9 protein-coding genes, 1 tRNA gene and 1 pseudogene are annotated in these 12,779 nt (G+C 60.8%); 7 read left to right on the top strand and 4 right to left on the bottom strand.

The features are described from left to right. Nucleotides 1-2: 2 nt before the first annotated feature. The 5 genes from ABLE85_RS04255 to ABLE85_RS04235 all read left to right on the top strand — a co-directional run bounded on the left by ABLE85_RS04255 (nt 3) and on the right by ABLE85_RS04235 (nt 5,784). On the top strand, nt 3-980 hold the full coding sequence (locus ABLE85_RS04255) for a quinone oxidoreductase (protein WP_348791471.1): 978 nt from the start codon (nt 3-5) through the stop codon (nt 978-980). A 97-nt stretch (nt 981-1,077) separates the two neighbouring features. After that, nucleotides 1,078-2,649 (top strand): ABC transporter ATP-binding protein, encoded by a 1,572-nt coding sequence (locus tag ABLE85_RS04250; protein WP_348791470.1) that lies wholly within the window; start codon nt 1,078-1,080, stop codon nt 2,647-2,649. Then, a complete protein-coding gene (locus ABLE85_RS04245; protein WP_348791469.1) occupies nt 2,649-3,749 on the top strand; it encodes an ABC transporter permease in 1,101 nt (366 codons plus the stop codon). Before ABLE85_RS04250 ends, ABLE85_RS04245 begins: the two co-directional genes overlap by 1 nt. Further along, the gene (locus ABLE85_RS04240; protein ID WP_348791468.1) at nt 3,736-4,656 is read left to right on the top strand and encodes an ABC transporter permease; all 921 of its coding nucleotides are present in this window, start codon (nt 3,736-3,738) and stop codon (nt 4,654-4,656) included. Before ABLE85_RS04245 ends, ABLE85_RS04240 begins: the two co-directional genes overlap by 14 nt. Before the next feature lie 57 nt (nt 4,657-4,713). After that, nucleotides 4,714-5,784 (top strand): BMP family ABC transporter substrate-binding protein, encoded by a 1,071-nt coding sequence (locus ABLE85_RS04235; protein WP_348791467.1) that lies wholly within the window; start codon nt 4,714-4,716, stop codon nt 5,782-5,784. Between the two features lie 122 nt (nt 5,785-5,906). On the opposite strand, the gene rimO is transcribed toward ABLE85_RS04235, so the two are convergent. From rimO to ABLE85_RS04215, 4 genes and pseudogenes are all read right to left on the bottom strand, one after another. Next, entirely contained in the window at nt 5,907-7,220 is a 1,314-nt protein-coding gene (rimO, locus tag ABLE85_RS04230; RefSeq protein WP_348791466.1) for a 30S ribosomal protein S12 methylthiotransferase RimO, read from the bottom strand. 195 nt (nt 7,221-7,415) lie between these two features. After that, nucleotides 7,416-8,060 (bottom strand): TerC family protein, encoded by a 645-nt coding sequence (locus tag ABLE85_RS04225; protein ID WP_348791465.1) that lies wholly within the window; start codon nt 8,058-8,060, stop codon nt 7,416-7,418. Between the two features lie 323 nt (nt 8,061-8,383). After that, nucleotides 8,384-8,533 (bottom strand): annotated as a pseudogene (locus ABLE85_RS04220) (IS256 family transposase); the annotation flags it as partial. Nucleotides 8,534-8,581: 48 nt separating this feature from the next. Next, nucleotides 8,582-9,771 (bottom strand): IS3 family transposase gene (locus ABLE85_RS04215; RefSeq protein ID WP_348791464.1). Its coding sequence is split into 2 segments (ribosomal slippage): nt 8,582-9,522 and nt 9,522-9,771, totalling 1,191 coding nucleotides; the frame shifts between segments, so codons are not numbered across the junction. 413 nt (nt 9,772-10,184) lie between these two features. Between ABLE85_RS04215 and ABLE85_RS04210 the strand changes: the two genes are divergently transcribed. Together ABLE85_RS04210 and ABLE85_RS04205 are read left to right on the top strand one after the other, a co-directional pair. Continuing rightward, nucleotides 10,185-10,274, top strand: a tRNA-Ser gene (locus ABLE85_RS04210). 1,377 nt (nt 10,275-11,651) lie between these two features. Beyond that, nucleotides 11,652-12,662, top strand: coding sequence for a hypothetical protein (locus ABLE85_RS04205; RefSeq protein ID WP_348791463.1), 1,011 nt, complete (start codon nt 11,652-11,654; stop codon nt 12,660-12,662). The last annotated feature ends 117 nt before the right edge of the window (nt 12,663-12,779 follow it).

Below are 12,779 nucleotides of genomic sequence, written 5' to 3'. Positions count from 1 at the left end.
TCATGTCCAAAGCCGTTCGCATTCATGCCCATGGCGGCCCGGAGGTCCTGACCTACGAGGATGTGGACGTCGGTCGGCCAGGTCCCGGACAGGCGCTGGTCCGTCACACCGCGATCGGCCTGAACTTTCTCGACACATACTACCGCAGCGGGCTTTATCCTGCGCCGGCAGGCCTGCCCTTGATACCCGGCAGCGAGGCTGCAGGCGTTGTCGTCGAACTCGGAGAGGGCGTGGACTGGCTGAGCAAGGGCGACCGCGTTGCCTATGTGACGGCGCTTGGTGCCTATAGCGACGAACGCATCGTCCCGGCCGATCGCCTGGTGAAGATACCGCAAGGTATCAGCGACGAGCAGGCGGCGGCCATGATGCTGAAAGGCATGACCGCCGAATACCTCCTGCGCCGCACCTACAGGGTGCAGCCGGGCGACACGATTCTTTGCCACGCCGCAGCTGGCGGAGTGGGCCTTATTCTCGGTCAATGGGCCAAGCATCTCGGGGCCACGGTCATCGGGACGGCCAGCTCCGCCGAAAAGGTGGCGCTGGCAAAGGCTCACGGCTACGACCATGTCATCGACTACCGCGAACAGGATTTCGTCGCGCAGGTGAAGGAGTTGACCGGCGGCAGGCTCTGCGAGGTGGTTTACGATTCCGTCGGCAAGGACACCTTCCCCGGATCGCTCGACTGCCTGCGCCCCCGCGGGATGTTCGTCAGCTTCGGCCAGTCGTCGGGGCCCATCCCGCCGTTCAACATGGCGCTTCTGTCGCAAAAGGGCTCGCTCTATGCCACGCGCCCCACGCTGTTCACCTACACCGCGACCCGCGAAGACCTCGAAGCCTCCGCCTCGGCTTTGTTCGATGTGGTTGCCAAGGGCGCCGTCGACATCAAGATCAACCAGCGTTACGCGCTGAAGGACGTCGCCGACGCCCATCGGGATCTCGAATCGCGGCGAACGACAGGCGCAACCATTCTTGTTCCCTGAAAATCTTGAAGGTCTTTCAAATCCCCCAACGGTTTGCGTTGTGAACCGGTCGCACATAGGCTAATCGGGGGAACATATAAAAATCGATGGGGACCTAGTGACGACCATCCTCAATACGGCCGCCGCGAACCTTCTTGAGGTGCGCGGCTTGACGAAGGTTTTCGGTACGCTGAAAGCCTGCGACAGCATCGATCTTGTCATCGGCAAGGGAGAGATCCACGCCCTGCTGGGCGAAAACGGTGCCGGCAAGTCCACCCTCGTCAAGATGTTGTTCGGCACGCTGGAGCCGAATGCCGGCGAAATCCGCTGGAACGGCCAGCCGGTGCGCATTGCCAATCCGCACGCCGCGCGCAAGCTCGGCATCGGCATGGTTTTTCAGCATTTTTCGTTATTCGATGCGCTAACAGCGGCCGAGAACATCGCCCTGTCGCTCGACGACGAAGCTCCGATTTCGACCATCGCAGCCAAGGCCAAGGCTCTTGCCTATAGCTATGGCCTGCCGCTCGATCCCTACGCCCTGGTCGGCGACCTCTCGGTCGGCGAGCGCCAGCGCATCGAGATCATCCGCTGTCTGCTCCAGACCCCCGACCTGATCATTCTCGACGAGCCAACCGCGGTGTTGACGCCGCAGGAGGCTGACAAGCTGTTCGAGACGCTCGAGCGCCTGCGCTCCGAGGGCAAGTCGATCCTCTACATTTCGCACCGGCTGGAGGAGGTCAAACGCATGTGCGACCGCGCCACCGTGCTGCGTCACGGCAAGGTGGTCGGCCATTGCGATCCGCGCAAGGAGACGGCGGCGTCGCTTGCCCGCATGATGGTGGGCAGCGAGGTGCAGGCCGTGGTTCGCCCCCCCGCCGAGGGCATCGACAAGTCTGCTGCCCTTCTGGAAGTTCGCAACCTGTCGCGCAAACCTGCGACACCGTTCTCGATCCCGCTGCGTAACATCAACCTCACGGTCAGGGCCGGGGAGGTCATCGGCGTCGCCGGTGTCGCCGGCAACGGGCAGGGCGAGTTCTTCGAGGCAGTCTCCGGCGAGGTTTTGCAGCCGGAAGCCGGTGCCGTGCACATCCGTGGCCAGAAAGCCGGAAGCCTCTCAATTACCGGACGCCGGCTGTTGGGAGCCGCCTTCGTGCCTGAGGAGCGCCTGGGCCATGGAGCCGCCCCGCGCATGAAGCTGTCGGAAAACCTGCTGCTGTCGCGACACGCGACCGACAAAAGGGCTTTTCTCGGCAAGGCGGGCCTGGTTCGCAACACAGCTATTTACGCGGCCGCGCAGCGCATCATCGCGGCCATGGATGTGCGCAAGAGCGCGGCTGATCCGGAGGCCGCCTCGCTTTCGGGCGGCAACCTGCAGAAATTCATCATCGGCCGCGAGCTCGACCGCCAACCGGCCGTTCTGGTGGTCAACCAGCCGACATGGGGCGTGGATGCGGGCGCGGCCGCGCGCATCCGCCAGGCGCTGATCGAACTCGCCCGCAACGGGTCGGCCGTTCTCGTCATCAGCCAGGACCTCGATGAGCTGTTCGAGATTTCCGATGCCATCGCGGTCATGCACAACGGTGAACTTTCGAAGCCGCTGCCAATTGCCGAAGCGACGCTGGAGAAGATCGGCCTGCTGATGGGCGGTGCCGAGCCCGGTCACGCCGAACATGCCGTGGAGGTCGCTTGATGCGTATCGAACTCGTCAAACGTCCTCAGCGCTCGGCGCTGTTCGGCGTTCTTTCGCCATTCATCGCGCTCGCGCTGACGCTGATTGCCGGAGCAATCATGTTCTCGCTGCTCGGCAAGAACCCGGTCGATGCGCTTTACTACTATTTTGTCGATCCGCTGCGTGAGGTCTGGTCGCTGCATGAGCTGGCCGTCAAAGCAGCGCCGCTGATCCTGATAGCGGTGGGCTTGTCGGTCTGCTTCCTGTCCAACAACTGGAACATCGGCGCCGAAGGGCAGTTCATCATGGGTGCCGTTGCCGGTTCGATCCTGCCGGTCATGTTACCGGATTTCCAGTCGTGGATCGTTCTGCCGCTGATGCTCATCATGGGTATGGTGGGAGGTGCTGCCTATGCCTCTGTCCCGGCCTTCCTGAAGACCCGCTTCAACACCAACGAGATCCTGACCAGCCTGATGCTGGTCTATGTCGCGCAGCTGTTCCTCGACTGGATGGTCCGGGGACCCTGGCGGAACCCGCAAGGCATGAATTTCCCGGAAACCCGGAATTTCCATGACTATGCGATCCTGCCGGAGATCTGGTCGGCATCGGGCAGGGCGCACTGGGGCTTCATCTTCGCGCTGGTCGCGGCGGTCGTGGTCTGGTTCATGCTGACGCGCACGCTGCGCGGCTTCGAGGTGCAGGTCCTGGGGCAGAGCCCGCGGGCAGGGCGCTTCGCCGGCTTCTCGTCATCGAAGATGGTGTTTTTCGCTTTCATCGTGTCCGGCGCACTGGCCGGGCTTGCCGGCATCTCGGAAGTTTCCGGTGCGATCGGCCAGCTACGCCCCACGATCTCGCCCGGCTACGGCTTCACCGCGATCATCGTGGCGTTTCTGGGCCGGCTCAACCCGCTCGGCATCGTCGCGGCAGGGCTTATCCTGGCCCTTTCCTATCTCGGCGGCGAAGCCGCACAGATCTCCATCGGCGTGTCGGACAAAGTCGTACGCGCTTTCCAGGGCTTGCTGCTGTTCTTCGTGCTCGGTGCCGATACCCTAATCCACTACCGCATCCGCTTCGTCGGTGTGGCGCCGCGCAAGGCGGAGGTTGCCCATGGGAATGCTTGAAGCAATCCTCATCACCATCGCGACGGCCGCGACGCCGCTGCTGATCGCCTCGATCGGCGAGTTGGTGGTGGAACGCTCCGGCGTGCTCAATCTCGGCGTGGAAGGAATGATGGTGATGGGTGCCGTCACCGGCTTCGGCGTGGCGCTGACTACCGGCTCGCCGTGGCTAGGTTTCCTGGCCGCAATCGTGATCGGCGCGCTGTTCTCGCTGCTCTTCGCCTTCCTGACGCTGACGCTCGTCACCAACCAGGTGGCCACCGGACTTGCGCTGACGCTTCTTGGCCTCGGCCTGTCGGGCATGCTCGGCGAGAGCTTCGTCGGCCTTCCCGGCGTCAAGCTCGGCAACATCTACATCCCGGTCCTGACCGACCTGCCGCTGGTCGGAAAATTCCTGTTCGGCCAGGACCCGGTGTTCTACCTTTCGCTGCTTCTCACGGCCGGCGTGGCCTATTTCCTGTTCCGCACGCGGGCCGGCCTAACGCTGCGCTCCGTCGGCGACAACCACGCCTCGGCGCATGCGCTCGGCATCAACGTCATCTTGATCCGCTATCTGGCGGTGATGTTCGGCGGCGCCTGCGCCGGCCTGGCCGGAGGCTATCTTTCCATCGTCTATACTCCGCAATGGGTGGAGAATATGACCGCCGGGCGCGGCTGGATCGCTCTGGCGCTGGTGGTGTTCGCCTCGTGGCGGCCGTGGCGGGTGCTGGCCGGCGCCTATCTGTTCGGCGCCGTCACCATCGGCCAACTCCACGCGCAGGCGCTGGGGATAGGCGTCCCCTCGCAATTGCTTTCTTCGCTTCCCTATCTGGCAACCATCGTCGTACTTGTTCTAATCTCGCGTAATAGGCGACTGACTATGGTGAACACACCGGCTTCACTGGGGCGGCCGTTTGTGCCAGATCGCTGAACGACAACAAAATGGGATCACCTGCCCCCGGGCAAACCTGAAAAGAGGATGAACTCTATGAAGAAAACCATTCTATCGCTTGCGACGGCAGCGGCGGTTCTGTCGTTCGGAACGATGGCGGCCGAGGCCAAGGTCAAGGCGTGCTGGATCTATGTCGGCCCGATCGGTGACTTCGGCTATTCCTACCAGCACCATCAGGGTCTGCTGCAGGTCGAGAAGGAACTGGGCGACCAGGTTGAGACCGCCTATCTGGAAAGCGTGCCGGAAGGTGCGGACGCCGAGCGCGCTCTGGAGCGCTTCGCTCGGTCGGGTTGCAACATCATTTTCGCGACTTCCTTCGGCTTCATGGATGCGACCAACAAGGTTGCCGGCAAGTTCCCGGACGTGAAGTTCGAGCACGCCACCGGCTACAAGCGCGAGCACCCGAACGTTGCGACCTATAACTCGAAGTTCCATGAAGGCCGCTACGTCCAGGGCATCATCGCCGCCAAGATGTCGAAGACCGGCGTTGCCGGCTACATCGCATCCTTCCCGATCCCGGAAGTCGTGCTCGGCATCAATGCCTTCATGCTGGGAGCGCAGTCGGTCAATCCGGACTTCAAGGTCAAGGTCGTGTGGGCCAACACCTGGTATGACGCCGGCAAGGAAGCCGATGCGGCCAAGGCGCTGATCGACCAGGGCGTCGACATTATCACCCAGCACACCGACTCGACCGCGCCGATGCAGGTTGCCACCGAGCGCGGCATCAAGGCCTTCGGCCAGGCCACTGACATGATCAAGTTCGGTCCGGAAACCCAGCTCACTGCGATCGTCGACGATTGGGGCCCGTACTACGTCAAGCGCGTCAAGGCCGTGATCGATGGGACCTGGCAGCAGCACGACGTGTGGGACGGCATGAAGGAAGGCAACGTCGTCATGGCGCCCTTCACCAACATGCCCGACGACGTGAAGCAGGCGGCCGAGGAAGCCACCGCCAAGATCAAGTCCGGCGAGTTCAACCCCTACACCGGCCCGATCACCAAGCAGGACGGCACCGAGTGGCTCAAGGCTGGCGAAGTGGCCGACAACGGCACGCTGCTGGGCCTGAACTTCTACGTCAAGGGCGTGGACGATCAGCTGCCGCAGTAAGACGCTGCATATACGAGAAACGAAAAGGGCGCCCATGGGCGCCCTTTTTGTTGTTTGTGGTTTGGTCGTGTCGCGGAGCTTTGGCGCTCAGCAAAGCCCGTCGGGCGGCGCCAGCCGGCAGTTCAGACAGCGGTGCCGTAGAGATCGTAGGCGTCGGCCTGGTCGATCTTGACGGTCACGATGTCGCCCGCGCGCAAGGGGCGGCGCGACTGGATATGGACCGAACCGTCGATCTCCGGCGCGTCGTATTTCGTGCGGCCCTTCGCCGAAAGGCCGTTGCTCTCGTCGATGATGACCGGCAGGCGCTTGCCGACCTTCTTTTTCAACTGCGCGGCCGAAATCTTCTGCTGCCGCTGCATGAAGCGGTGCCAGCGTGCTTCCTTCACCTCTTCCGGCACCTGCTCGAGGCCGAGATCGTTGGAACGTGCGCCGCCTACCGGCTCGTATTTGAAGCAGCCGGCACGGTCGATCTTGGCTTCGTCCAGCCAGTCGAGCAGCATCTCGAAATCCTCCTCGGTTTCTCCCGGGAAGCCGACGATGAAGGTCGAGCGGATGGCAAGGTCCGGGCAGACATCGCGCCAGCCACGAATCCGCTCCAGCGTCTTTTCGCCATGGGCGGGCCGGCGCATGTTTTTCAGCACCTGGGGAGAGGCGTGCTGGAAGGGGATGTCGAGATAGGGAAGGATCTTGCCCTCGGCCATCAGCGGGATCACGTCGGCGACATGAGGGTAGGGGTAGACATAGTGCATGCGCACCCACACGCCCATCTCGCCGAGTTCCTTCGACAGGTCGAGGAATTTCGCCCGCACCTCCCGCTCCTGGAAGATGCTGGTTTCGTACTTGATGTCGATGCCGTAGGCGCTGGTGTCCTGCGAGATGACGAGGATTTCCTTCACGCCTGCCTTGGCGAGCTTTTCGGCTTCGCGAAGCACGTCGGCGGCCGGGCGCGAGACGAGATCGCCGCGCAGGGCAGGGATGATGCAGAAGGTGCAGCGGTTGTTGCAGCCCTCAGAAATCTTCAGATAGGCGTAGTGACGGGGCGTGAGCTTGACGCCTTGCGGCGGCAGCAGGTCGACGAAGGGGTCGTGTACCGGAGGTGCAGCCTCATGAACCGCCGCCATGACGCTCTCATAGGCCTGCGGGCCGGTGATGGCGAGCACGTTGGGATGCTTTTCCCGGATCAGTTCCGGCGTTGCGCCCATACAGCCGGTAACGATGACCTTGCCGTTTTCCTTGAGGGCGGTGCCGATGGCCTCGAGAGATTCGTCGCGGGCGGAATCGAGGAAGCCGCAGGTGTTGACCACGACGAGGTCGGCGCCATCATGCTTGCGCGAGATCTCATAGCCTTCGGCGCGAAGCCTGGTGATGATGCGCTCGGAGTCCACAAGGGCTTTGGGGCATCCGAGGCTGACGAAACTGACGCAAGGCGAGGACATGTGGCAGACTTCCGGATTCTGGAGCACGTATCCCGGCAGCCGAAACTGTCGTCGAAGAAGCGCGCTGAGAGACATGAAGGAGCCCGCCCAGGCCCATTCATGGACAATGCGGACTCGCAAGTTGGCGGCGCAATATCACAGTTTCTTCCGCAATGGAATCGGTTCCGCAATACCGATTCCGTCGCAAATCCCGGCTCAGAGCGGGTCTGGCAGAAACGGCGACAGGTCCATGTAGCCGCGATAGATCATGTCCAGTGCCACGTAGAAGATGATCAGCAGGCCGATATAGGCGATCCACGGGTAGCGGTTGAGCAGCTTGGCGATGAAGTTTGCCGCCAGGCCCATCAATGCAACCGAAAGGATGAGGCCAATGACGAGGACGGTGAAATGGTCGCGAGCCGCCCCGGCAACGGCAAGCACGTTGTCCAGCGACATCGAAACGTCGGCAACGACGATCTGGATAGCGGCCTGGGCCAAGGTCTTGCGTGGTCGTCCGTTGGTCGCAACATCAGCTAAGCCCTCGACTTCTTCGAGCGCGGCGGCCTGTTCGGCATGCGAGACGCGCAATTCCCGCCACATCTTCCAGCAGACCCACAAGAGAAGGATGCCGCCCATCAGCAGCAGGCCCAGGATCTCCAGAAGCTGGATGGTAAGGGCAGCAAAGATGATGCGCAGGATGGTTGCGGCCGCGACGCCGATCAGGATGGCCTTCTTGCGCTGATCGGCGGGCAGGCCCGCCGCGGCGAGGCCGATGACGATGGCATTGTCGCCGGCAAGCACCAGATCGATGGCAATGACCTGCAGCAACGCCGTGAAGCCCGCGGCCGTGAAAACTTCCATCCGTCGGCACCCTTCGCGTTGTCAGCTTCCCCGCCGAGACGCACGCCGTAGCGTGCAAAGTCGACGCCCGTCAAGTAACCGTTGCGGACGCAGTGTACGAGTTCCAGCGCCGCAACTTGCAAATACCTTGCATCTCCGCCGCCGAACCGGCGGCACCTCCGCCGAGGTCGAGCCCTTATGCAATTCCGCATGAAAGTGCCGGGCGGACTATCTCGTTTCCCTATGATCGGTTGCCCTCCTTGACTCAATTGGACGCCGCGCTGCTCCTGTTGGAAACGGCGCTGCCGGCGTGGAAGCTTCATCGCCTTGAAAAGGACGGCGAAGGCATTCTTCTCGCCGTAGCCCGCGTCCGTCTTCGTGCCGACCTCCAGCGCCATCAACTTCTCGGCGGCGAAGCCAATCATCGCGCGCAGCAAATCAGCGTCGGCGCTCTTCTCAACGAGCGAGCGCAGGTTCTTCATGTCGTCGGTCATCGCTGGTCTTTCCATCAGGTTGGTCTTCAATGACGTTGCCCCCAGGTTTTATCCAGTTTTGAGTTCGTTTCCGGCGTTGGTTTTGCCCTGATGGGCGGGTGAAGCGGCGGGCGTTGGCGCGGAGCTTTTCGCATTGCGCAGCGCCAAGGCCCGAGGCGTGTGGAAGGTCAGTGCGAACTCGTCGGGCGTCTGCCAGCCGAGCTGTGAGTGCGGGCGCGCGGCGTTGTAGTCCGTCCGCCAGATGTTCAGCGCCGCGCGGGCCTGAGCCAGCGAGGAGAACAGCGTCTCGTTGAGCAACTCATCGCGCAGGCGGCCGTTGAAGCTCTCGATGAAGCCGTTTTGCATCGGCTTGCCCGGCGCGATGTAGTGCCACTCGAGACGCGCCTGATCGGCCCAGGCCAGGATGGCATTGCTGGTGAACTCGCTGCCGTTGTCGCTGACGATCATCTTCGGCTTGCCGCGTTCGGCGATGAGGCGGTTCAACTCGCGCGCCACCCGCAGGCCCGACAGCGATGTGTCGGCAACCAGCGCCAGGCTCTCGCGCGTGCAGTCGTCGACCACGGCCAGGATGCGGAAGCGCCGGCCGTCGGTGAGCTGATCGGACACGAAGTCCAGCGACCAGCGCTCGTTCGGCTGCAAGGGCACCAGCATGGGGGCCCTGGTCCCGATCGCCCGCTTGCGCCCGCCACGACGACGCACCGCCAGCTTCTCTTCGCGGTAAAGCCGGAACAGCTTCTTGTGGTTCACAACATGGCCCTCGCGCTTGCGCAGGACGTGCAGACGTCGATAGCCGAAGCGCCGGCGCTCGCGCGCGATCTCCCGCATCCGCTCCCGAAGCGCGCGATCATCGGGCCGCGTGGTCTCGTAGCGCACCGTCATGCGGCAACAGCCGATGGCTTTACACGCCCGCCGTTCGCTCATCCCGAAGGCAGCCTTCAGATGCGCGACAGCGTTCCGCCTGGCTGCGGGCGTCACCACTTCTTTCCCAACAGATCTTTCAGGGCCGCAGTGTCGAGCATGGCATCGGCGAGAAGCCGCTTCAGGCGTGTGTTCTCATCCTCCAGGCGCTTCAGACGCTTCGCCTCGGACACGTCCATGCCACCGAATTTGGCCTTCCATTTGTAGATCGAGGCATCGCTCACGCCATGCTTGCGGCACAAATCCGCGACCGAGACCCCGGCCTCGTGTTCCTTCAAAATCCCGATGATCTGCTCATCCGAGAAGCGGCTGCGTTTCATGTTCTGGTCCTCTCTTTGGGCCCGAACGAACTTCAATCCGGATCAAGTCAAAGGGGCAACGTCATCAACAACCCGACCCTACCGGAAAAACACCGGTGACCAACCAGCCAGCTACACCACTCCTTGGGAGATCATCCCGTGCTGCTGCGGTCCTAGAAGCCCATGCCGCAGTCGTCCCGATCCGGCAGGCATATCACGCCAACCAGAACGCTTGCGTCAGCCGGGGACGCCGTGTGCCGCGACGATTTCAGCTAGCTTTCGTTGTTATATGCAAACAATTCCAGCCGCGGCGGTGACGCACATTGACGAAGCGTTCCGCGGGACTATAAAAGCCCAAACTGGTTGTACGCCCCGAGTGGTTGCGGCGAAAGGTAGAATTCGCGGACGAGAGAGTTGTGCGCAACCAGACGACCGGAGGGATGGCCGAGCGGTTTAAGGCACCGGTCTTGAAAACCGGCGTGGCAGTGATGTCACCGTGGGTTCGAATCCCACTCCCTCCGCCATATGTCTTTGATTTTATTGACATTTTTTAGGAAATCACCCAAAAACATAAGGCTAAACATAAACCTCGCACGCGTGTAACCGACATTGCGGCATCAGGTAGCATAGGCCACCAGATCTCCTAAGGGAGCTAGTCTATCCTGTCCCAAGCGAAAGGGAGCAGGCTGGAAATGGGTGTTGCGCAGGAATCGAAGCTGTAGGGCGCCGAGTTGACCGAATGGCTTGAGGAACTGTCGAGATCGCAGGCGGAAATTCGCGACCAGAGCAACCCCGTCGACAAGGTCATCGCCGATTATGAGCCTGGTTATCGGTCTACGTCATTGAAGGTACGTGGTCGGAGCCAAACGTTAAGGATCTCCGATGAGGTCAAAGCGTCGATGGGTGGCGTGAACCGGCGTCAGGGCAGCACCCGGGCGGTCTTGTACTGCACGTTGATCTCCCCGGGAGAGCTGGGGGGCGGCCTTGGCCTTGGGCGAGGCTGCGCGAGCGCATTTCGGCGGCGCACCAGACATTCTAATCGTGGCACTGGACGCAAGTTACAGCTTCCACGAGGCCTTCCGCGATCACTTCGGCCTCACGCCCGAGCAAGTGCCCGCCCAAGGTTATTTCGAAAACCTAGAACTTTTGGAGCCGATCAGGGTGGATCACAACCTTCTCGTTGAGCCAGAAGGCCCTCGCAATCCCTGCTAATTGCTCGCATTGGCGACCGCTACACCTTCGAGACCAACGAGGGTATTCCGGCGCAGTGGCGGCGTTTCGATTCTGAGAGCGGTTTCGGTCAGGTCGAATTCTGGATTCCGATCAACTAAATCGATGGAGCGGACACAGTCGGCGGCGGCATCTTCGCTGTCGACACCGCGAGGACCACTCTCCACCCTTATGAGACGTTGAAATAGACATTGGCAATCAATGCGCTAACGCCGCATACCTGCTCGTAATACATCCTTCCCCACAGTTCCATGTCGAGGTTAGGCGGTGGGCAGACCTAGCCTCTTGACGTGGCGGTTCCTTTCGCTGGGGGTTCGTTAGGTTCGGCCCGTGGACACCAGATGTTTACAGGACCTGCATAGCGAGAGACGGTTTGGATGAATGGGCGCCGGTAGGATGCAAAACGGCTCCGCAAAGGAGCTCACAGCAGGCGCTCCTGCTTCTCGCGTAATCTGGTGATTGGAGATCATGGGTCACCAGCTCCGCATGACGTTCTAATGGAGCCGATTGATGGAAACAGAAGCTTAAACGGGGCGCGCAGCTGCTGTAGCGGCCGAAACCAGGATATTTTTATGGTGATTTAGCCAAAGTGCTCTCGCCCTGCTTACACAACTACTTCACACTTCAAAAAGAGTCGTTCACAGTCGTCGCGATTTTTTGAAGGAAATTGAGTGGCCAAGTCTACATTTCCGCGACCTTCAGACCGAATGCAGAATCCGCAGGTTGTCTACTCCCGGATCGGCGAAGTCAAATGCTCCGAGACACGCAATGCGCTCCGTGGGATCGTGTCACGCCGAAAGCAGAAACTCGATGCTAGCGAGATTAACCTAATTCGCGCTCAAGCGTCGACCGGCGATCTGGCTTTGGCCATTGAGATCCTCCTTGGGAAACGAGGATCGATGCCCTTTAGCAATCTCAACGGGAAATATCGAAACTTGCTCGCGAGGCATGGTCTAGATCCAATCTCGCCACCGAGGGAGGTTCAATTCGCTATCGGACGCATCAATGGCTGGCCGGCAAACGCCATTGAGGTCATTGGTTCGATCATGTCCCTAGCGCCGCTCCCTCAAGCAGACGTCAACGATGCGCTCAATGCGCTGCAGGTGTTTGCTGACCGCTGGGGCGCATCAAATTATCTCGCACGCAAACTTGCCTATGTGATTTCACGGGAAGATGAACAGATCGAATCCCATCCCGCCTTCGAAGCTATTAGTCAAATCGTCGAACATCAAAAATTCTCGCTCCCCTACTTTACCGCGCTCGAATCAATTGATCCACGTTTTCCATATTTCACCGGCATGAACACCCGCCTCTTGCTGCTGAAGAAATATGTGGCAGACGATGATGATTTTCGCCAGTGGCTACCATTGCACAACATTGCGCCCTGCCCGATGTCGGAAAATGACATCGGAGCCTTTATTAGAAAAGCGCATTCGATGTCGTTTGTTGATGAGGTAATCGCGCTACTGCAGGTATACTACCTCAGGGACCACTGGGAAGTTCTTGGCGATGCGATACAGCGAGCGTTGCGGCCAGAGATACTTGCAGCATTTTCTAAGATCGAATCTTTGGAGTTCGATTGTCGCTTGCTATTTGCCCGAGCCGAGCCTGACAGTTCTGATTTCACCTATTATCGAAATGCGCTTGCCTTCTTGGAGTTCGTAGAGCCCACGCGGTGTTGATTTCCGCCAGGAACTGACCCGGGATTAGCGAATATTTCCATCGAGAAGTGACCCATGTTTGAACCTTGCCCCGCGTGTTTTCAGCGGGGGCTATGGAGTGATCGACATGGCGTTATT

Source organism: Mesorhizobium sp. KR1-2, assembly GCF_040045035.1.
In the GTDB taxonomy this organism is placed as follows: Bacteria; Pseudomonadota; Alphaproteobacteria; order Rhizobiales; family Rhizobiaceae; genus Pseudaminobacter.
Note: the sequence above shows the minus strand (reverse complement) of the source record. Positions and strands in the feature narration are given on the sequence as shown.